Source organism: Oceanomicrobium pacificus (assembly GCF_009833495.1).
Classification (GTDB): Bacteria; Pseudomonadota; Alphaproteobacteria; order Rhodobacterales; family Rhodobacteraceae; genus Oceanomicrobium; species Oceanomicrobium pacificus.
Genome location: NZ_WUWG01000005.1, coordinates 101,457 through 121,467 on the forward strand (window position 1 = coordinate 101,457; position 20,011 = coordinate 121,467).

Genomic DNA, 20,011 nt, shown 5'->3' on the forward strand with positions numbered 1-20,011 from the left:
AGGTCTGCCGATGTGCCATTGACCTTCCCGGCCCGCAGGCATCTAGTGGCCCGAGATTTCAAGGAGTGAGCCTATGCCCGTCATCAACCGCATCGCCGATTTCCAGTCCGAGCTGACCGAATGGCGGCGCCACCTCCATGCCCATCCCGAGTTGCAATATGACACGGTGGAGACCGCCGCATTCGTGGCCGACAAGCTGCGCGCAATGGGCGTCGATGAACTGGTCGAGGGGATCGGGCGCACCGGCGTCGTGGCCGTGATCGAAGGTGAAGGCGGCGAGGGGCCGACCATCGGGTTGCGGGCCGACATGGATGCGCTGCCGATCGAGGAAGCCCGCGACCTGCCTTACAAATCCACCAAGCCGGGCCTGATGCATGCCTGCGGCCATGACGGGCACACAACAATGCTGCTGGGTGCCGCCCGCTATCTGGCCGAGACGCGGCGGTTCTCGGGTCGGGTTGCGCTCATTTTCCAGCCGGCGGAAGAAGGCGGCGCGGGCGCGAAGGCCATGGTCGATGACGGGCTGATGGACCGGTTCGGCATCGAACAGGTCTATGCGATCCACAACATGCCCGGTCAGGTTGAGGGCAGTTTCGCCCTACGCCCCGGCCCGATCATGGCGGCGGCGGATATTTTCGAGATTTCGCTTGAAGGGCGCGGGGGCCACGCGGCTTTTCCGCATGAAACCGCGGATCCGATCATCGCGGCGGCGCAGATTGCGCAGGCGCTCCAGACCATCGTGTCGCGCAATGCCGATCCGATGCAGGCGCTTGTTGTTTCCGTCACCCAGATCCACGCCGGCACCACAGACAATGTGATCCCGCATTCGGCCTGGCTCGGCGGCACGGTGCGCTCGCTCGATGAGACGGTGCGCAGTCTTGCGGAAACCCGCATCAAGGAGATTGCAACGGGCATCGCGTCGGCGCTCGGCGTCACCGCCGACGTGACATTCGACCGCGGTTATCCGGTGACGGCGAACGAGATCCGTGCCGCCGGGTTCGCGGCCGATGTGGCGCGCGATGTGGCTGGTGCTGCGGCGGTGGATACCGAACGGATGCCGGAAATGGGCGCGGAGGATTTTTCCTACATGCTGCAGGAGCGCCCCGGCGCCTATGTATTCCTCGGTCAGGGGGACAGCGCGGGCCTGCATCACCCGAACTATGATTTCAACGACGAGATCATCCCGACGGGCGCGTCCTATTTTGCCCGTCTGGTCGAGATGGCCCAGCCGCCGCGCCCGTGACATGGCCGGCGTTCAGCGGGTGACTGTCAGGGCAGTCAGCCCATGGAAATGCCAACTGTCGGCATAGGTTGGCGGCGCGGCGAGGCGGAGGTCGGGGCAGCGCGCGAAAAGGATCGGCAGCGCCGTGGCCAGTTCGAGCCGCGCCAGTGGCGCCCCGATGCAGAAATGCAGCCCGGCCCCGAAGGCAAGCTGTCCCGTCGCATGGCGCGAGGGCTCGAACTGCGCCGGATCTGTCCAGCGGGCCGGGTCGCGATTGGCGGCGCCAAGCAACAGTCCAACCCTGTCGCCCCGCGCGAACCTGTGTCCCTCGACCTCGATATCGCCCAGCGCGATGCGGGTGAAGAGATGCAGCGGCGGGTCATGCCGCAGCGTTTCCTCAACCGTCGCGGCGGTCGCCTCGGGCGTGGCGAAGAGCCGGCCCGGCGCATCGCCCCGCGACAGGATCCCCGCAACCGCATTGCCGATCGCATGGACCGTGGCCTCATGCCCGGCATTCAAAAGCAGGATGCAGGTGGACGTCAGTTCCTCCGCACTCAGCCGGTCGCCTTCGGCCTCCGCCGCGATCAGTTCCGACAGAAGGTCATCGCCCGGCGCCGCGCGGCGGTCCGCGATCAGTGCTTCCAGATAGGCCACGAAATCCAGCGTGGCGGTCACGGCCGCATCCTCCTCCGCGCGGCTGCGGTCGGGCTGGTACATCTTCACCATCGCATGCGACCATGCGAGCAGGTCGGCCGACCGGTCGCCCGGGACGCCGAGCAGGGTTGTGATGACATCGATCGGGATCTGCGTCGCGAAGGCGGGCAGGAGGTCGAACGGACCGTCGGGAAAGGCATCGACAAGCTCGTGGGCGCGCGCCGCGATGAAGGGCGCGAGCGCTTCGATCCGGCGCGGCGTGAAGGCCCGCGTCACCAGCCTGCGCAGGCGGGTATGTTCGGGCGGTTCGCGCTCCAGCATCGAGAGCGCATCGACCGCATAGAAGGGCGCGAGCCGTTCGGGCACCGGCTCCGCCAGATCGGCGGGCATCTCGCGGCCGAAACGCCGGTCGCGCAAGAGCGCATTGACCGTGTCGAAGCCGGCCGCACAGGGCAGGTCGAGTTCCACCCAGCGGGCCAGCGGCCCCAGCGCGCGGAGCCGGTCATAGGCCGGATAGGGGTCCTGCACGAAAGCCGGATCGCGCGTGGGTTGGGAAAAGTCCGGCAGGCTCATGCGCTGCGGTCCAGCGCCTGTTCCATGTCGGCAATCAGGTCGGCCACGTCCTCGATTCCGATGGAGAGCCGCAAGAGCCTGTCGGGCACGACCGAGTTCGGCCCCTCGACCGCCTTGCGATGTTCGATCAGGCTTTCGACGCCGCCAAGTGAGGTTGCGGGGAAGAAGCAGGTGCAGAAGCGCGCCACGTCTTTTGCGCGGTCGGCAGAGCCGTGCACCATCAGCGACAGCATGCCGCCGAAGCCGCCGGTCATCTGCGCGCGTGCAATGGCATGGCCGGGATGGCTTTCGAGGCCGGGATAGAGGACGGCTTCCACTTCCGGATGCGCTTCGAAATGGCGGGCGAAGGCCAGCGCGTTTTCCGATGCCTGCCGGAACCGCACATAGAGCGTGCGGATGCCGCGGATGAGGAGCCAGGCCTCGAAGGCCGCGATCACGCTGCCCGAGAGGTTGCGGACCGTCACCAGTTCCTCCCATCGTGCATCAACGGCGCGGCAGGAGATGACGCCCGCCGTCAGGTCCGAATGGCCGCCCAGATATTTGGTCGCCGAATGGAAGGCATAATCCGCGCCAAGGTCGAGCGCTCGCGTGGTGCAGGGCGGGGCCGCCGTGCAATCAGCGGCGAGACGGGCGCCGGCCGCATGGGCCGCCTCGGCCGCCGCGCGAATGTCGGTCACGTCCCAGTTCGGGTTGGTCGGGGTCTCGATCCAGACAAGGTCGGTCGCGCCCGGTTCGATCTGGCGGGCCAGATCGTCCGGGTCTGCCTGATCGAAGAAACTCACCCGCAGGCGGCCCTTCTCCTGCTGGCGGACAAGCCAATTGAGCCCGCCGTGATACATGATCCGCGGCGCGACCACATGCGCCCCTGCCGGCACCGTTTCGATCAGGGCGACGAGCGCGGCCATGCCGGACGCAAAAAGAAGCGTCTCCTCGGCCTCTTCGAGGCTCGCGATCAGGGCTTGTGCGCGTTCCACCGTCGGGCCGCCATCGCGGGCGTAGATATAGGATTGCCGGGGTTCGTAATCCGCGTCGCGGGCAAAGGTGGTCGCCGGTTCGATGCCCGGAACGACGGCGCCCGTCTGCGGGTCGATCATCCGGAGCGCCTGCGCGGCGCGGGTTTCGGCGGAAGGGCGGCGGTTCGGGCGATGATCGGTCATGCGTGGGTCCGGATTGCGGGTTCGGGTCAGCGGCACGCGGCGCTTGGCCGGTTGCGTTCGGGGCGGAGAGTGGACCGGCGCGCGCGGCGGTGCAAGGGCGGTTGCGATGGTGCAAGGCGGTGCCGCCGGTGCGAATATTGATAGCGCTTGACCGCGCGCGATGCTCTGCCGACACTTGGCGCCTCCGATTGCACCAAACAGACCGTCCGAGCCGCCCCGATGATCCGCCGCCTGATCCTGATCCTGCTTTTCGTCAGTGTGACCGGCGCCGTGGCGAGCGGTGCCGGGCTCTGGGCGTGGAAGCTCGGTCTGGACGATCTGGCGCAGAGCGGGCGGGCGAGCCTGACGCTGGCCTCCGATCGGCTGGTGCGGCAGCTCGAACGGTTCCGCGAGCTTCCAGTGCTGCTGGCGGACCATCCGCTCCTGCTGGCCGAGGCGCGGGGCGCGCCCGGCACCGACCGCGCGGCGGAAGCCAGCCGCGTGCTGGAAAGCGTCGCCGACCTGACCGGCGCGCTCGAAATCTGGCTGGTGGATGCCGCGGGGCAGGTGCGCGCCGGGTCCAGCCTTGCAACCGCATCGGGGACACGCCCGCGCAACCTCGCCAACCAGCCCGATTTCCGCCGTGCGATGACGGGGGCGCTGGGCTATTACCATGCCCAGCCCGGCGCGGATGCGGAACGCGGCTTCTTTTTCTCCGCGCCCGTGCGCGATGCGCGCGGCACGCCGGCCGGTGCGGTGATGGTCAAGGTCGACCTCGAGGCCCTGGAATCGGAGTGGCGCGGCGATCCGGGCATCCTTTTCTTTACCGACGTCAACGGGGTGGTGTTCCTCGCCAACCGTGATCCGCTCCTCTTGCGTGTCGATGGTGATCTGAGCGCGGTGCGCGCACCCGTCGCGCGGCTCCAGCAATATCCGGTGACGGCGCTGAAACCCTGGTTCGAGATCAGCACATCGGTGCGGTTCGGGCACGAACTCTGGCGGATCGACGCGCCGGCGGCGGCCGACCTGCCGCAGCAGGCGCTCCATCTGGAACAGCCTTTGCCGCTTATCGCGATGCGGGGGCGCATCCTGATCGACACGCGGCCGGCCACCGTGCAGGCGTGGCTCTGGGGCGGGCTGGCCGCGGCACTCATGGGCATGCTGGCGCTGGCGATGCTCGCGCTATGGGAGCGCCGCCGCGCGCTCTCCGTCCGGCTGGAGACCGAGGAACGCGCCAATGCGGAACTGGAGCGCCGGGTGGCGGACCGGACGTCGGAGCTTGTGCGCACCAACGACGTGCTGCGGCAGGAGGTGGCCGACCGGAAGGCCGCCGAGGATGCGCTGCGCCGCGCGCAGGCCGATCTGGTGCAGGCGGGCAAGCTTGCGGCGCTCGGGCAACTGTCAGCGGGCATCAGCCACGAATTGAACCAGCCGCTCGCGGCGATCCATTCCTATGCGGAAAATGCCGAGATTCTGATGGCGCGCGACCGCACCGCCGAGGTGCGTGAGAATCTCTCGCTCATCGTGCAACTGTCCGACCGGATGGCGCGGATCATCCGCAACCTGCGGGCCTTTTCCCGCAAGGAAGGCGAGCCCGCGACAGTGGTGGTGTTGAACGGGGTCGTCGATGATGCGCTGGCGCTCGTCCGGCCGCGGTTCGACAAAGAGGGCGTTGCCGTCGACTGGATGCCGCCTGCGGGTGACGTGCTTGTGCATGGCGGCGGGGTCCGCTTGCAGCAGGTGGTGCTCAATCTGCTCACCAACGCCGCCGATGCGATGCGCGGGCAGGCGAAGCGCACGATCCACATCCGCATCGAGACATTTGCCGACAGGACAGAGTTGCAGGTGCGCGACAGCGGGCCCGGCTTGCAGGATGCGGACCGGATCTTCGAGCCGTTCTACACAACGAAATCCGCACCGGGCGGGGAGGGGATGGGCCTTGGCCTGTCGATCTCCTACGGCATTGTCCAGAGCTTCGGCGGCGACATTCGCGGCGAGAATGTGGAAGGCGGCGGCGCGCTCTTCCGGGTGATCCTGACGCCCGTGGACCGGAGTGTCGCAGCATGAGCGGGGCGGTGCTGCTGGTCGATGATGAGAAGCCGGTGCGCGATGCACTGGGGCAGACGCTCGATCTGGCCGGATTCGACGTCACCCGGGCAGGCAGCTTCATCGAAGCGGTCGATCATCTGTCGCGCGATTTCGCGGGTTGCGTGGTGACCGATGTCCGGATGCCCGGCAAGGACGGATTCGAGTTGCTGGCACGCGCCACCTCCACCGACCCTGACCTGCCGGTCATCCTGCTGACGGGAGAGGGCGACATTCCAATGGCGGTGCGCGCGATGGCAGACGGGGCTTATGATTTCCTCGAAAAACCCTGTCCGCCACGGCGGCTCGTCGATGTCGTCACCCGTGCCAACACGGCGCGGCGGCTGACGCTGGAGAACCGCGCCCTGAAGGCCCGGCTTGCGGCTGGTGATGCGGCCGAGCGCCTGATCCTTGGTGCCTCGCCGCAGATGGCTGCATTGCGCGACGCCTGCCGCCGGGTGGCGGCAAGCGGGGCGGATGTGCTCATCACCGGGGCGACCGGCACCGGCAAGGATCTGGCCGCGCGGGTGATCCACCAGCTGGCCCGGCCGAACCAGCCCTTTGTCGCCGTCAATTGCGGTCTTCTGACCGCGGACATGGTGCGCCGCACGCTCTTTGGCTCGGATGCAGGCCCGGGGGCTTTCCTGCGGGCCGATGGCGGGACATTGTTTCTCGACGAGGTGGGCGCCATGCCGCTCGACCAGCAGGTGGCGCTGCTGCACGTGCTCGAGGAACGGCAGGTCACGGATCGCGACGGGCGGCCCCAGCGGCTCGACCTGCGGGTGATCTCCGCCACGCATGAGGATTTGCAGGCGCTGGTGGCCGACGGCCGTTTCCGTGCCGATCTGCTCTACCGGCTCGACGTGGTGCGGGTGGAACTGCCACGGCTCGCCGACCGGCCGGAGGATATCGCGCCGCTCTTCCGCGCCTTCGTGGAGGAAGCGGCCCGCCGCACCGCTTTCGACGCGCCGCCGCTCAGCGCCGACCATGTGGCGCCGCTCCTGTCGCATGACTGGCCGGGCAACGTGCGCGAGCTGCGCAACCGCGCCGACCGGTTCGTCGTCGGGCTTGATCCGAGCGGGGCGCAGGAAGGCACGCGCGGCCTGTCCGACCGGCTCGATCTGGTGGAACGCGCCTTGATCGAGGAGGCGCTGGCACGGCACGGGGGGCAGGTCAGCGCGGCCTGCGCCGAGCTGCAACTGCCGCGCAAGACCTTCTATGACAAGGTCAAGCGGCTCGGCATCCAGCTGGACAGGTTCCGCCAGCGGGGCGGTTGACCCTAGGTCATCATAGATTGCGCGGTGACTGTGCGGGTAGCCGCACAAAGACCGCCCGCGCCTGTGCGGAATGCCCACGAATTCAGCAGAATTCTTTCAGGCACCATGTCAAACCAGTACGGCAAGGCACTGAAAGTAAGAAATTTTTGAAAATTTCACGGAATCGCGACCGACTCTGTTGATCGGGCGGCGGCTTGGTGCTTCTGTAAGTGCGGGCCGGGCCCCCACCCGGCAATTCTGCAACCAATTGGGAGGGTATCATGCGTTATTTCACCAGCGCCGCAGTTGCGGCTGTTCTGGCTGTGTCTGCACCGGGTATTGCAGCCGCGGCATGCGATGATGGCGAGATTGTCATCAAGTTCGCGCACGTCACCAACACCGACAAGCATCCGAAAGGCATCGCTGCCTCGCTTCTGGAAAGCCGCGTCAACGAAGAGATGAACGGCAAGGCCTGCATGGAGGTCTTCCCGAACTCCACGCTCTACAATGATGACCAGGTGCTCGAAGCGATGCTTCAGGGCGATGTGCAGCTGGCTGCACCGTCCCTGTCCAAGTTCGAGAAGTTCACCAAGCAGTTCCGCATCTTCGACCTGCCGTTCATGTTCAAGGATATCAACGCGGTCGACGCGTTCCAAAACTCCGACACCGGCCAGGCGATGAAGGAAAGCATGGTCAAGCGCGGCCTGCTCGGCCTCGCCTTCTGGCACAATGGCATGAAGCAGATGTCGGCCAACAAGCCGCTCATCCTGCCGACCGATGCTGACGGTCTGAAGTTCCGTGTTCAGGCGTCCGACGTGCTGAAGGCACAGATGGCCGCCATTGGCGGTTCGCCGCAGCCGATGGCCTTCTCCGAGGTCTATGGCGCCCTGCAGACCGGCGTTGTCGACGGACAGGAAAACACCTGGTCCAACATTTACGGCCAGAAGTTCTTCGAGGTTCAGGACGGTATCACCGAAACCAACCACGGCATCATCGACTATCTGCTCGTGACCTCGAGCGAGTGGATCGACGGCCTGCCGGAAGATGTCCGCACCCAGCTTCTGACGATCATCGACGAGGTGACCGAAGCGCGGAACTCCGAATCCACCAAGGTGAACGAGGAAGCCAAGCAGGCGATCATCGACGCCGGTGGTGTGGTGCGCACGCTCGACGACGAGCAGCGCGCGGCATGGGTCGAGGCGATGAAGCCCGTCTGGGACCAGTTCGAGGGTGACGTGGGCGCGGAAAACATCGCTGCCGCCCAGCAGTTCAACTCCGGTTCCTGATCCCCTCACGGGTGACATAGACCACCGAAACGGCCCCGCTTCGTCGGGGCCGTTTCACAAGACCAACAAAGCGGGAGGAGCGGACCGATGTCGGCTCATCACTATGAGGCGGAAACGCCCCTGGGACGGTTCGTCAACGAGTTCGAGGAAACCGCGATCGCGGTGCTGCTCGGCCTGATGACCATCATCACCTTCATCAATGTCGTCTTGCGCTACGGGTTCAACACCGGGCTGATCTGGGGGCTGGAAGCCACGGCCTTCCTGTTCGCCTGGCTGGTGCTCTTCGGGGTGAGCTACTGCGTCAAGATCACCGCGCATCTGGGCGTTGACGCGGTCACCAACCTTCTGCCCGCCGGGCCGCGCAAGATCGTGGCGCTGGTCGCGGCGATCCTGTGCATCGCCTATGCGGCGCTCCTGCTGAAAGGCAGCTGGGACTATTGGGCGAATTTCGTGAACCTGCCGCAGACCACCGGCCGCTGGTTCCCCACAGGCTTCCAGGAGAAATTCCTCGGCAAAGCCTGGTACGAGACGAACGACATCCCGATGCCGTCGATCCTGCGGTTCTTCGAAGGGTGGCTCAACGAGGGCGACGCCTACGAGAAGCTGCCCCGCTTCATTCCCTACACCATCCTGCCGGTCGGCATGGCGCTTCTGCTGTTCCGCTTCGTGCAGGCCTTCGTGCGCATCTGGCAGGGCAAGGCGGACAGCCTGATCGTCAGCCACGAAGCCGAAGATGACGTCCGCGATGCGGCCGCGAAACTCGAATCCGAGGCCTGATCCATGGAAATTGTCGTCCTTTTCGCTTCCGTTATCGGCCTCCTGCTGATCGGTGTGCCCATTGCCGTGGCGCTGGGCCTGTCCTCCATCATGTTCCTGCTGGTCCTGTCGGACACGTCGCTCGCCTCCATCGCGCAGACGCTGTTCCAGGCAATGGCGGGCCATTACACGCTGCTTGCCATTCCCTTCTTCATCCTGGCGTCGAGCTTCATGTCGACGGGCGGTGTGGCCAAGCGCATCATCCGCTTCTCGATCGCCTGTGTCGGTCATTTCCCGGGCGGTCTGGCGATTGCGGGCGTCTTTGCCTGCATGCTCTTCGCCGCCCTGTCCGGTTCGTCACCCGCGACCGTTGTGGCGATCGGGTCCATCGTCATCGCCGGGATGCGGCAGGTGGGCTATTCGAAGGATTTTGCCGCCGGCGTGATCTGTAATGCCGGCACGCTCGGCATCCTGATCCCGCCGTCCATCGTGATGGTCGTCTATGCGGCGGCCACGGACGTGTCGGTCGGACGGATGTTCCTCGCCGGTGTCATTCCGGGCCTTCTGGCCGGCGTGATGCTGATGTTGGCCATCTATGCGACGGCCGTCGTGCGCAACCTGCCCAAGGGCGACTGGCTCGGCTGGGGCGAGATCTTCGCCTCCGCCCGCGATGCGGGTTGGGGCCTGTTCCTGATCGTCATCATCCTCGGCGGCATCTATGGCGGGATCTTCACCCCGACCGAGGCTGCGGCCGTGGCCGCGATCTATGCCTTCTTCATCGCGACCTTCGTCTATCGCGACATGGGCCCGCTGGCGGCCCGCTCCGAAGGGGCCGCTCCCGAGCCGCTCTACAAGAAGCCCTATGCGATCGTGACCGCTTTCTGGCACCGCGACACGCGGGACACGCTTTTCGAAGCGGGCAAGCTGACCATCACGCTCCTCTTCATTATCGCCAACGCGCTGATCCTGAAACATGTGCTGACCGACGAGCAGATCCCGCAGCAGATCGCTGGCTCTATGCTGGAGGCCGGTTTCGGACCGGTGGTCTTCCTGATCATCGTCAACGTGATCCTGCTCATCGGCGGCCAGTTCATGGAACCGTCGGGGCTGATCGTGATCGTGGCGCCGCTTGTCTTCCCGATCGCGATCGAGCTGGGCATCGATCCGATCCACCTCGGGATCATCATGGTGGTCAACATGGAGATCGGGATGATCACGCCGCCGGTCGGCCTGAACCTCTTCGTCACCTCCGGTGTGGCCGGGATGCCGATGATGCGGGTTGTCCGCGCCGCGCTGCCGTGGCTCGGCATCCTCTTCATCTTCCTGATCATGGTGACCTACATTCCGTGGCTCTCCACCTTCCTGCCGACCTATTTCATGGGGCCGGAAGTGATCGTGAAATAGGCCGCAGCGCGACAGGTCAAAAGAAAAGCCCGCCGGTTGGCGGGCTTTTTTATGTTCGCGTTTCTGGTCGGGTCAGTCGGTGCCGCGATAGGGCTCGACATATTGCAGCGCCATGTCCCACGGGAAGAAGATCCACGTATCCTGGCTCACTTCGGTGATGAACGTGTCCACCATCGGGCGGCCCTTGGGCTTGGCGTAGACGGTGGCGAAATGGGCCTTGGGGAACAACTCGCGCACCAGTTCCAGTGTCTTGCCGCTATCCACGAGATCATCGACGATCAGCACGCCGGTGCCGTCACCGCAAATCTCCCGGTCCGGCGATTTCAGCACCACCGCATCCGACTGGTTCTGATGGTCGTAGGATTTGACCGAGATCGTGTCGACCGTGCGGATGTCGAGCTCGCGCGCGACGATCATCGCGGGCGCCATGCCCCCGCGGGTGATCGCGACGACGGCCTTCCAGTCGCCATTGTCCGGCCCTTGCCCGTCAAGCCGCCATGCAAGCGCGCGGCTGTCGCGGTGGATCTGGTCCCAGGAGATGTGGAACCCTTTTTCGTGCGGAAGGCGGCTGTCCTTGGTCGTGCCCATCACTTGCGTCCTGTCACCACGTCGATATCCGGCGCATCCTCGGCCTTCATGCCGACGACGTGATAGCCGGCGTCCACGTGATGGCATTCGCCGGTCACGCCCGAGGAGAGATCCGAGATCAGATACATGGCCGATTTGCCGACTTCAATCTGGGTGACGTTGCGGCGCAGCGGCGAATTGAGCTCGTTCCACTTCATGATGTAGCGGAAATCGCCGATGCCCGATGCGGCAAGCGTCTTGATCGGCCCGGCCGAGAGCGCGTTGACGCGGATGTTTTTCGGCCCGAGGTCCATCGCCAGATATTTCACCGATGTCTCAAGCGCCGACTTGGCGATGCCCATGACGTTATAATGCGGCATGACCTTCTCGGCGCCGTAATAGGTCATGGTGAGCGCGGCGCCGCCGTCGGGCATGAATTTCTCCGCCCGCTGCAGGACGGCGGTGAAGGAAAAGACCGACACGTTCATCGTCAGCTCGAAATTCTCCGCCGACGTGTCGAGATAGCGGCCGCGCAGCTCGTTCTTGTCGGAAAAGCCGATCGCGTGGACGATGAAATCGAACGTAGCCCAGCTCTTGCCGAGCGTCTCGAAGGTCGCATCGATGGAGGCGCCATCGGTCACGTCGCATTCGATGACCAGATCGGAACCGACCTGCGCGGCCAGCGGCATCACCCGTTTGCCGAGCGCCTCGCCCTGATAGGTGAAGGCCAGTTCCGCGCCCTGTTCATGGCAGGCCTGCGCGATGCCCCAGGCAATGGACTTGTCGTTCGCGACGCCCATGATCAGGCCCCGCTTTCCCTTGAGTAAACCTGCTGTCATGGCCCCTCGATCCCTTGATTGGCGTCTTTATATGTGGATGTGTCGAGATTTACGGCAAAGCAGGAAATGCATCAAGACGGCTTGCGCCCTGCAGGCCGCGCCACGAAGGAGCAGGACGGATGGACAATGCGACGGGACGCAAGGGGATTTTCGCGGGCGAGGCGCCATTGCCGATCCTGACGCGCTGGCTCGCAGAGGCGACGGAAACCGAGCCGAACGACCCAAATGCGATGGCGCTGGCCACCGTCGACCCTGACGGGATGCCGAATGTGCGGATGGTGCTTCTGAAGGATATCGGCGCCGACAGCGTGACCTTCTACACCAATTACGGCAGCGCCAAGGGGCAGGAACTGGATGCGTCGGGCAAGGTCGCGCTGGTGCTGCACTGGAAGAGCCTGCGCCGGCAGGTGCGGCTGCGCGGCACGGTGGAGCGGGCCGACGGGCCGGAGGCGGATGCCTATTTCGCATCGCGTTCCTTGCAGAGCCGGCTGGGCGCCTGGGCCTCGGAACAGTCCCGCCTGCTGTCGTCCCGCGAGCATCTGATGGCCGAAGTGGCCCGCCTGACGCCGAAGCTCGGGCTCAACCCGCCGCGGCCACCGCATTGGGGCGGATACCGGATTTCGCCGCTCGAAATGGAGTTCTGGGCCGATGGGGCTTTCCGGCTGCATGACCGTTTCCGTTGGACACGTGCAACACTCAAAGATGATTGGACAGTGGTCCGGCTGAACCCCTGACGTCGCGTCGCCACAATTTCGCCATGGTTTTCTTCGTCTTTCCGACAGGTTAGACCGGGGCAACCCCGATCAACCGTTTGTGCGGGATGTTGCCGAAACCCCAAGGGGCAGGGGCATTTGCCTTGAACCCGGTGACGTTTCACTTAATAACTGTGGACGAGGGGGGCGTGTCACAGCGTTTTTTGAGGCAAAATCCGGCATAAAGTGTGCTCGGGCGCGTTTAACGAGACTTTCAGACTAATCGGGCTGCACAATTGATGATCAAGGGCCAAGTAAAGTGGTTCGACACCACAAAAGGATACGGGTTCGTCGTTCCCGACGATGGCCAGGGGGACGTGTTGCTCCATGCCAACGTGCTGCGGAATTTCGGCCGTAGCTCGGTGGCCGAAGGGGCGCTGATCACCATCGAGGCGCAAGGCACGGACCGCGGGCGTCAGGCTGTTACCATCCTCGAGATCGACACGCCGGAAACGGCACAGGAAGAACCGGCCGCACCGCGACCGACCGAGTTGGTGGTGGGCGATGCGTCCGACCAGCCGCTTCTGCCGGCACGGGTCAAATGGTTCGACAAAACCAAGGGCTTCGGGTTCGTGAACGTTTTCGGCGATGGCGACGATGTCTTCGTGCATATGGAAGTGTTGCGGCTCTACGGTCTTTCGGACCTCCAGCCCGGAGAGGCCGTCTCGGTCCGCATCCTGCAGGGCCCGCGCGGCAAGATGGCGGCCGAAGTCCATTCCTGGGATCATGCGCAACTCGCCGACGCCGCGCCCGGCAAGACCGCCGCGAACTGATGCGTCACGCTGTTGCGACCGCGCTTCTGGCCGGTTTCCTCTGGGCGCCCGGCGCACAGGCGGCCGATACATGCGAGCCGGGGTCGGTCGATGTCCGTTCGGACCGGTCGACCGTCCGCTTTTCCGTCGAGATCGCCGATGAGGAACCCGAGCGCGCGCTCGGCCTGATGAACCGGCAGGAGCTGGGCCGGTTCGCCAGCATGCTCTTCATCTACGAACGCCCGATCGAGGCGGTCTTCTGGATGAAGAACACGCTCATCCCGCTCGATATGATCTTTGCCGACCCGACCGGCACCGTGACGCGGGTGATCGCCAATGCGGAGCCGCTGTCGCTGGAACACCGGCGTGGCGGCGACAATGTCCAATATGTGCTGGAGATCAACGGCGGGCTGGCCGAACGGCTCGGCATCGGCGAGGGCGCTGTGCTGCGGCACCCGCAGATGGATCAGGCGCAAGCTGCCTGGCCTTGTCCGGAAGCGGGTGCGGACGCGCAGTAACGTCGCGCGGGTCGCGGATTTCCGCTTTCATTTCCCGCTGGCAGACGGTAGATGCTGCCCTCAGTCGGGGCGTGGCGCAGCCTGGTAGCGCGACGGTTTTGGGTACCGTAGGTCGTAGGTTCGAATCCTGCCGCCCCGACCATTTCCCACGAACATGAATGTCTGGTCCGCAATAGCGCCGAAGCGCGGACATGAAAAAGGGCCCCGTTGCGGGACCCTTCGGTTTTGCCGTATGCGCTGCTGCTCAGAGCGAGCGGTAGGCCTCGTAGGCGCGGAGCGCATCGGCCTTCGCGGCCTCGTAGGATGCGTTCGCGGATGCATAGGAGGCTTCGGCGGCGGCGGCGGAGGCTTCGGCCACATCGGTGCCTGCGATATTCGCCTCGGCGCGGGCGGTTTCGGCGGCGGCCTTGGCCTGCAGCGCGGCGGCCTGCGCAGCTTCCGTGGCCGTGACGGCCTTGTTGTAGTTCTTCTTGGCGCGGCGCCGGCGGGTTTCGGCTTCGGCCGCGTCGGCATAGGCGTCTGCCAGCTGAGCGGCAGCTTCGGCTTCGTCAGCCGCGGCGGCCGCGGCAGCAGCGGCATCGGCAGCCGCGGCTTCGGCAGCGGCAATGTCGACAAGCGGCTCGGAGACGGTCGTGTCGGTGGCCACCACCGGTTCGACCGAATCCCAGTCGATCGCGTCCGTCGCCTCGCTCGATCCGATCTCGGTCGCCACGTCCCGGTTGCCATCCGCGAAGATCGGCATGATGAGCGCGCTCATCGCCGCGCCGCTGAAGACGAGTGCAGCCAGAATGGTGATGTAATCGACGGTGACGGCGCCCTGTTCGTCACGGGCAAAGCGGGTCAGAAAGCGGTTCATATCGGCCAACCTTCGGTTTTCGGCCTCCGACAAGCGGAGCTGTGATCCTGTAACGCCGGCGCTCTGCCGGCACTCTGGTCAACGGCGCCCCCGCATCCGTCTGGAATCATTGCTATCGCGCAGCCTTGGCCGAAATGTGCCGCAGACGTGGCAAATTGTGGCGACAGCATGAAATTCTTGCCTTTTTTGCCGCAACTGCGCAGGAAAGGGCGCGGGACGCAGCGCGAAATAGGGCAGGGACAATGGCGATACGGGCATTCGGAGAGCTTTACGGTCAGCAGGTCGTGGAAGGCACGCTGGAGGGCACGGGCGCGTCCCTGTCTGTTCTGTCCTACGGGGCGGCGATCCGGGACTGGCGGGTGCAGGCGGCCGACGGGTCGGTGGTGCCGACCGTGCTCGGCTATGACAGTTTCGCGCCCTATCTGAGCCAGTTCCGCTCCTTCAACATCATTGCCGGGCGGGTCGCGAACCGCACCGCCTTCGGGCGGTTCGATTTGGATGGCAAGACCGTCTACCTGCCGGCCAACAACGGCACGCACCATATTCACGGCGGCAATCGCGGGCTCGGGCAGCGCGTCTGGACCATGGAAGAAGATCGGAGCGCAAATGCGCTGCGGCTCACCTATGACAGTCCCGACGGGGAAGAGGGCTATCCCGGCCGCGCGCAATTCAGCGTGACCTTCACATTGAAGGGCTCACGTCTCGATATCGCGATGCGCGCAGAGGTGGATCGTGCGACGCCGATCAATCTGGCCCAGCACAATTACTACAATCTCGACGGGGGCGGGGATGTGCGCGGACATCACCTGACGCTCGCCGCGTCGCGCTACACGCCGGTCGACGATCTGCTGATTCCCACCGGAGAAGAGGCGTCCGTCGAGGGAACACGCTACGACTTCCGCGGCGATGGCCGGACGGTGGAAGCGAGTGACCCGAATCGAGAGGGGGCCGATATAAACCTCGTGCTCGACACCGACCGGGACCCGAGCGCCCCGGCCGCGATCCTGCGCGGCGCGCGAAGCGGGCTGGAACTGCGCATGGTGACCGACCAGCCGGGCCTGCAGCTTTATACCGCCTTCAAGATGGGGGACCTTCCGCTGCTCGGTCATGGCGGAGTGGCCTATGGAAACTATTCCGGCATCTGCCTTGAGCCGCAGCACTTTCCCGACAGTCTGAACAAGCCGCACTGGCCGTCGATTCTCGCTACGCCGGACACAGGATATAGACAGGACCTGTCGATCGACATTGCGCCCGCCGGTTGAGTGGGCGGCGCGACTGAGGCGACCGAATCGGTATTTGCGGATTTAGTTCAGGCGTTTGCGCCTGTTGGTTGAGCCAAAGTGTGAATATTTCGCGCCGCAATTGCGTTGTGCAGGGCCTGTGCTCGGAACCCCACATTTAGACAGCGTGGGTGCGTCAACCACAAAATATGACCGTTTGACCGAAAAAATTCGTTGACCGATCGGCCGGCTTGCGCAAGTTTTAGAGGACAGGCCGCACAGTCCACAAGAGGCGGCGGCCCGGCACAGTGGGTAACAATTTCCGCCACACGATCATGTCCCCCGCACGGGGGACAGCGTGCAGCCCAAGCGGCTGCGCGGCGGGGATCGACGTTTGAAAATACAAGCTACGGGGCAGCTGCCATGAAAATTGACCGCCGGTTTACAAAAGCAAAAACAGCAGCTTACGGCGAGATCGAGTTCCGAACGACCACGTCCGAGATCCGCAATCCTGACGGGTCGGTCGTGTTCAAACTCGACGAGCTGGAAGTACCGGCGACCTGGTCGCAAGTGGCAGCCGACGTGCTGGCCCAGAAATATTTCCGCAAGGCCGGCGTGCCGGTGGCACTCAAGAAGGTCAAGGAAACCGGCGTGCCGGAATTCCTGTGGCGGTCCGAGCCGGACGAGGCCAAGCTGAAGAAACTGCCCGAGGAAAAGCGCACCACCGGCGAAACCTCGGCCAAGCAGGTCTTCGACCGTCTGGCGGGCGCCTGGGCCTATTGGGGCTGGAAGGGCGGCTATTTCAGCACCGAGAAGGATGCGCGGGCCTATTTCGACGAAATGCGCTTCATGCTGGCCACCCAGATGGCTGCGCCCAATTCGCCGCAATGGTTCAACACCGGCCTGCACTGGGCCTACGGGATCGACGGTCCGGGGCAGGGCCATTTCTATGTCGATTTCGAAACCGGCAAACTGACCAAATCCACATCTGCCTACGAACATCCGCAGCCCCATGCTTGCTTCATCCAGTCGGTGAAGGACGACCTCGTGAACGAGGGCGGGATCATGGATCTGTGGACCCGCGAAGCGCGGCTCTTCAAGTATGGCTCCGGGACCGGCACGAACTTCTCCTCTGTTCGGGCCGCGAACGAGGGCCTGGGCGGCGGCGGCAAATCCTCCGGTCTCATGTCATTCCTGAAAATCGGGGACCGGGCCGCCGGCGCCATCAAGTCGGGTGGCACCACCCGCCGCGCCGCGAAAATGGTGATCTGCGACATGGATCACCCCGACATCGAGGAATTCATCAACTGGAAGGTGGTCGAGGAGCAGAAGGTTGCCTCACTCGTCGCCGGTTCCAAGATGCATGAAGAGAAGCTGAACGGCATCTTCAGCGCGATCCGTGGCTGGGACGGCCGCGAGAAGGACGCGTTCGATCCGAAGATCAACCCGGGCCTGAAGGCGGCGATCCGGTCCGCCAAGAAGGTCTCCATCCCAGAGACATACATCAAGCGCATCCTGCAATATGCGGAGCAGGGCTTCGACTCGATCGAGTTCCCGACCTACGACACCGACTGGGACTCGGATGCCTATCTGACTGTCTCCGGGCAGAATTCCAACAATTCGGTGCGCGTGACCGATGCCTTCCTGCAGGCGGTGCGCGACGATGCCGACTGGGAGCTGATCCGCCGCACCGACGGCAAGGTCGCCAAGACGGTGAAAGCCCGTGAATTGTGGGAGCAGGTCGGCCATGCGGCCTGGGCCTGTGCCGATCCGGGCATCCAGTTCCACGACACGATCAATGCGTGGCACACCTGCCCCGAGGACGGGCAGATCCGCGGCTCGAACCCGTGCTCCGAATATATGTTCCTCGACGACACGGCCTGCAACCTTGCGTCGATGAACCTGCTGACCTTCCTGCATGACGGGCAGTTCGATGCGGAAGGCTATGTCCATGCCACCCGGCTCTGGACCGTCACGCTGGAAATCTCGGTTCTGATGGCGCAGTTCCCGTCGCCCGAGATTGCCGAACTTTCCTACAAATTCCGGACGCTGGGTCTGGGCTATGCCAATATCGGCGGTTTGCTGATGAACATGGGCTATAGCTACGACTCCGCTGAAGGCCGCGCGCTGTGTGGCGCGCTGACCGCGATCATGACGGGTGTCTCCTACGCGACATCCGCCGAAATGGCCGAAGAGCAGGGTCCATTTCCCGGTTATGCGAAAAATGCCGAGCATATGCTGCGTGTCATGCGCAACCACCGGCGCGCGGCCTATGGCGACACCAAGGGCTATGAGGGGCTGGCCGTCAAACCGGTCGCGCTCGACCATGACAATTGCCCCGATGGCCGCCTGATCAATCTGGCGCATGAGGTCTGGGACCGCGCGGTCGAGCTTGGCCAGAAGCACGGCTACCGCAACGCCCAGTCCACCGTTATCGCCCCCACCGGCACGATCGGTCTGGTCATGGATTGCGACACGACCGGGATCGAACCGGACTTCGCACTGGTGAAATTCAAGAAGCTCGCCGGTGGCGGCTATTTCAAGATCATCAATCGGTCCGTGCCGAAGGCGCTGGAAAAGCTGGGTTATTCCTCCTCTCAGGTGGAAGAGATCATCTCCTATGCGGTCGGCCACGGGACGCTCGGCAACGCGCCGGGGATCAACCACACCTCGCTCGCCGGTCACGGGTTCGGACCCGAGGAGATCGAGAAGATCGAGGCGGCCCTGCCGACGGCCTTCGACATCAAGTTCGTCTTCAACCAGTGGACGCTGGGTGAGGCGTTCTGCACCGGCGCGCTCGGCATCCCGGCCGAGAAGCTGAACGATCCGAATTTCGACCTGCTGCGGCATCTGGGCTTTACCCGCGCGCAGATCGAAGGGGCCAACGCCCATGTCTGCGGAACGATGACGCTCGAAGGGGCACCGCATCTGAAGGACGAGCATCTGCCCGTCTTCGACTGCGCCAATCCTTGCGGCAAGATCGGCAAGCGCTTCCTGAGCGTGGAGAGCCACATCCACATGATGGCGGCGGCGCAGAGCTTCATCTCGGGCGCGATCTCCAAGACGATCAACATGCCCAACGATGCGGACATCACCGACTGCATGGAGGCCTATGACCTCTCCTGGTCGCTCGGCGTGAAAGCCAACGCGCTCTACCGAGACGGGTCCAAGCTCTCGCAGCCGCTTTCCGCGGCGCTGATCGAGGAGGAGGACGAGGATCTCGAAGAGGCACTGGCCGACGCCGCTGCCGGCGCCAAGGCGCAGATCCTGGCCGAGAAGATCGTCGAGAAGATCGTCATCAAGGAGATCGTCAACCGCAAGCGCGACAAGCTGCCGGAGCGCCGCAAGGGCTATACGCAGAAGGCGATCGTCGGCGGCCACAAGGTCTATCTTCGGACCGGCGAGTATGAGGACGGCAAGCTCGGCGAGATCTTCATCGACATGCACAAGGAAGGCGCTGCCTTCCGCGCGATGATGAACAATTTCGCCATCGCGGTGTCCGTGGGCCTGCAATATGGCGTGCCGCTCGAGGAGTTTGTCGAGGCCTTCACCTTCACCCGGTTCGAACCGGCCGGCATGGTGCAGGGCAATGACAGCATCAAGAATGCGACCTCGATCCTCGACTATATCTTCCGCGAACTGGCGGTGAGCTATCTCGACCGGACCGACCTGGCGCATGTGAAGCCCACGGGCGACTCCTTCGACGCGATCGGCAAGGGCGTGGACGAAGGCCAGAGCAACGTGGCGGACGTGGATAGTGACGTGGCGCAGACCTCGATCGAGATGATCAAGCAGGTCTCCTCCACCGGATACTTGCGCAAGCGCCTGCCGCAGGAGCTTGTGGTGCTGAGCGGCGGCAACAGCCCGCTGGCGAGCGCTGCGGCTGTGACCGCGGGCCATGTCGTGGAAACCGTCGGGGCCAGCACCACCATCGCGGAGACCGTCGCCGCGGTCGGCAGCGCGGTGATGGACGAGCGGACCAAGGCGAAGATGCAGGGCTACGAGGGCGACCCGTGCGACGAGTGCGGCAACTTCACGCTGGTGCGCAACGGCACCTGCATGAAGTGCAACACCTGCGGCGGCACGTCGGGATGTAGCTGATTTAGGGATCGGGATGCCGGCTGCCTTGGCCGGC

16 protein-coding genes and 1 tRNA gene are annotated in these 20,011 nt (G+C 64.6%); 12 read left to right on the forward strand and 5 right to left on the reverse strand.

The window, feature by feature from the left end:
• Positions 1 to 73: 73 nt before the first annotated feature.
• The gene (locus GSH16_RS11920; protein WP_160855399.1) at positions 74 to 1,243 is read left to right on the forward strand and encodes a M20 aminoacylase family protein; all 1,170 of its coding nucleotides are present in this window, start codon (positions 74 to 76) and stop codon (positions 1,241 to 1,243) included.
• A gap of 12 nt (positions 1,244 to 1,255) precedes the next feature.
• Here the strand turns inward: GSH16_RS11920 and GSH16_RS11925 are convergent, their stop codons facing one another.
• Both GSH16_RS11925 and GSH16_RS11930 read right to left on the reverse strand, forming a co-directional pair.
• A complete protein-coding gene (locus tag GSH16_RS11925; protein WP_160855401.1) occupies positions 1,256 to 2,449 on the reverse strand; it encodes a cytochrome P450 in 1,194 nt (397 codons plus the stop codon).
• On the reverse strand, positions 2,446 to 3,606 hold the full coding sequence (locus GSH16_RS11930) for a trans-sulfuration enzyme family protein (RefSeq protein WP_160855403.1): 1,161 nt from the start codon (positions 3,604 to 3,606) through the stop codon (positions 2,446 to 2,448). Before GSH16_RS11930 ends, GSH16_RS11925 begins: the two co-directional genes overlap by 4 nt.
• A 147-nt stretch (positions 3,607 to 3,753) precedes the next feature.
• Between GSH16_RS11930 and GSH16_RS11935 the strand changes: the two genes are divergently transcribed.
• The 5 genes from GSH16_RS11935 (at position 3,754) to GSH16_RS11955 (ending at position 10,372) form a co-directional block, all read left to right on the forward strand.
• Complete coding sequence (locus GSH16_RS11935; RefSeq protein ID WP_235913178.1) at positions 3,754 to 5,652, forward strand: ATP-binding protein; 1,899 nt, start codon at positions 3,754 to 3,756, stop codon at positions 5,650 to 5,652.
• Entirely contained in the window at positions 5,649 to 6,947 is a 1,299-nt protein-coding gene (locus GSH16_RS11940) for a sigma-54-dependent transcriptional regulator (protein WP_160855405.1), read from the forward strand. Before GSH16_RS11935 ends, GSH16_RS11940 begins: the two co-directional genes overlap by 4 nt.
• Before the next feature lie 260 nt (positions 6,948 to 7,207).
• Positions 7,208 to 8,212, forward strand: a complete 1,005-nt coding sequence (locus GSH16_RS11945; protein WP_160855407.1) for a DctP family TRAP transporter solute-binding subunit — start codon at positions 7,208 to 7,210, stop codon at positions 8,210 to 8,212.
• Between the two features lie 87 nt (positions 8,213 to 8,299).
• On the forward strand, positions 8,300 to 8,989 hold the full coding sequence (locus tag GSH16_RS11950) for a TRAP transporter small permease (RefSeq protein ID WP_160855409.1): 690 nt from the start codon (positions 8,300 to 8,302) through the stop codon (positions 8,987 to 8,989).
• A gap of 3 nt (positions 8,990 to 8,992) precedes the next feature.
• Positions 8,993 to 10,372, forward strand: coding sequence for a TRAP transporter large permease (locus tag GSH16_RS11955; RefSeq protein ID WP_160855411.1), 1,380 nt, complete (start codon positions 8,993 to 8,995; stop codon positions 10,370 to 10,372).
• 72 nt (positions 10,373 to 10,444) lie between these two features.
• Here GSH16_RS11955 and gpt read toward each other — a convergent pair whose 3' ends face one another.
• Positions 10,445 to 10,960, reverse strand: a complete 516-nt coding sequence (gene gpt, locus GSH16_RS11960) for a xanthine phosphoribosyltransferase (RefSeq protein ID WP_160855413.1) — start codon at positions 10,958 to 10,960, stop codon at positions 10,445 to 10,447.
• Positions 10,960 to 11,778: an enoyl-ACP reductase FabI gene (fabI, locus tag GSH16_RS11965; RefSeq protein ID WP_160855415.1), complete on the reverse strand. Its 819-nt coding sequence runs from the start codon at positions 11,776 to 11,778 to the stop codon at positions 10,960 to 10,962. The genes gpt and fabI overlap by 1 nt, the downstream gene beginning before the upstream one ends.
• A gap of 119 nt (positions 11,779 to 11,897) precedes the next feature.
• Between fabI and pdxH the strand changes: the two genes are divergently transcribed.
• The 4 genes from pdxH (at position 11,898) to GSH16_RS11985 (ending at position 13,942) form a co-directional block, all read left to right on the forward strand.
• On the forward strand, positions 11,898 to 12,512 hold the full coding sequence (gene pdxH, locus GSH16_RS11970; protein ID WP_160855417.1) for a pyridoxamine 5'-phosphate oxidase: 615 nt from the start codon (positions 11,898 to 11,900) through the stop codon (positions 12,510 to 12,512).
• 257 nt (positions 12,513 to 12,769) lie between these two features.
• On the forward strand, positions 12,770 to 13,303 hold the full coding sequence (locus GSH16_RS11975; RefSeq protein WP_160855419.1) for a cold-shock protein: 534 nt from the start codon (positions 12,770 to 12,772) through the stop codon (positions 13,301 to 13,303).
• Positions 13,303 to 13,800, forward strand: a complete 498-nt coding sequence (locus GSH16_RS11980; protein WP_160855421.1) for a DUF192 domain-containing protein — start codon at positions 13,303 to 13,305, stop codon at positions 13,798 to 13,800. Before GSH16_RS11975 ends, GSH16_RS11980 begins: the two co-directional genes overlap by 1 nt.
• Before the next feature lie 65 nt (positions 13,801 to 13,865).
• Positions 13,866 to 13,942, forward strand: a tRNA-Pro gene (locus GSH16_RS11985).
• A gap of 102 nt (positions 13,943 to 14,044) precedes the next feature.
• On the opposite strand, the gene GSH16_RS11990 is transcribed toward GSH16_RS11985, so the two are convergent.
• Positions 14,045 to 14,656: a hypothetical protein gene (locus GSH16_RS11990; protein WP_160855423.1), complete on the reverse strand. Its 612-nt coding sequence runs from the start codon at positions 14,654 to 14,656 to the stop codon at positions 14,045 to 14,047.
• Positions 14,657 to 14,898: 242 nt separating this feature from the next.
• On the opposite strand from GSH16_RS11990, the gene GSH16_RS11995 reads away from it, so the two are divergent.
• Positions 14,899 to 15,918 carry an aldose epimerase family protein gene (locus GSH16_RS11995; RefSeq protein ID WP_160855425.1) on the forward strand — a complete coding sequence of 340 codons (1,020 nt, stop codon included), beginning with the start codon at positions 14,899 to 14,901 and terminating at the stop codon, positions 15,916 to 15,918.
• Between the two features lie 381 nt (positions 15,919 to 16,299).
• Positions 16,300 to 19,977 (forward strand): vitamin B12-dependent ribonucleotide reductase, encoded by a 3,678-nt coding sequence (locus GSH16_RS12000; RefSeq protein WP_160855427.1) that lies wholly within the window; start codon positions 16,300 to 16,302, stop codon positions 19,975 to 19,977.
• Positions 19,978 to 20,011: the final 34 nt, after the last annotated feature.

Coding starts and splice junctions, on each gene's coding strand:
- GSH16_RS11920 (WP_160855399.1), top strand. CDS start 74: ATGCCCGTCATCAACCGCATCGCCGATTTCCAGTCCGAGCTGACCGAA.
- GSH16_RS11925 (WP_160855401.1), bottom strand. CDS start 2,449: ATGAGCCTGCCGGACTTTTCCCAACCCACGCGCGATCCGGCTTTCGTG.
- GSH16_RS11930 (WP_160855403.1), bottom strand. CDS start 3,606: ATGACCGATCATCGCCCGAACCGCCGCCCTTCCGCCGAAACCCGCGCC.
- GSH16_RS11940 (WP_160855405.1), top strand. CDS start 5,649: ATGAGCGGGGCGGTGCTGCTGGTCGATGATGAGAAGCCGGTGCGCGAT.
- GSH16_RS11945 (WP_160855407.1), top strand. CDS start 7,208: ATGCGTTATTTCACCAGCGCCGCAGTTGCGGCTGTTCTGGCTGTGTCT.
- GSH16_RS11950 (WP_160855409.1), top strand. CDS start 8,300: ATGTCGGCTCATCACTATGAGGCGGAAACGCCCCTGGGACGGTTCGTC.
- GSH16_RS11955 (WP_160855411.1), top strand. CDS start 8,993: ATGGAAATTGTCGTCCTTTTCGCTTCCGTTATCGGCCTCCTGCTGATC.
- gpt (WP_160855413.1), bottom strand. CDS start 10,960: ATGGGCACGACCAAGGACAGCCGCCTTCCGCACGAAAAAGGGTTCCAC.
- fabI (WP_160855415.1), bottom strand. CDS start 11,778: ATGACAGCAGGTTTACTCAAGGGAAAGCGGGGCCTGATCATGGGCGTC.
- pdxH (WP_160855417.1), top strand. CDS start 11,898: ATGGACAATGCGACGGGACGCAAGGGGATTTTCGCGGGCGAGGCGCCA.
- GSH16_RS11975 (WP_160855419.1), top strand. CDS start 12,770: ATGATCAAGGGCCAAGTAAAGTGGTTCGACACCACAAAAGGATACGGG.
- GSH16_RS11980 (WP_160855421.1), top strand. CDS start 13,303: ATGCGTCACGCTGTTGCGACCGCGCTTCTGGCCGGTTTCCTCTGGGCG.
- GSH16_RS11990 (WP_160855423.1), bottom strand. CDS start 14,656: ATGAACCGCTTTCTGACCCGCTTTGCCCGTGACGAACAGGGCGCCGTC.
- GSH16_RS11995 (WP_160855425.1), top strand. CDS start 14,899: ATGGCGATACGGGCATTCGGAGAGCTTTACGGTCAGCAGGTCGTGGAA.
- GSH16_RS12000 (WP_160855427.1), top strand. CDS start 16,300: ATGAAAATTGACCGCCGGTTTACAAAAGCAAAAACAGCAGCTTACGGC.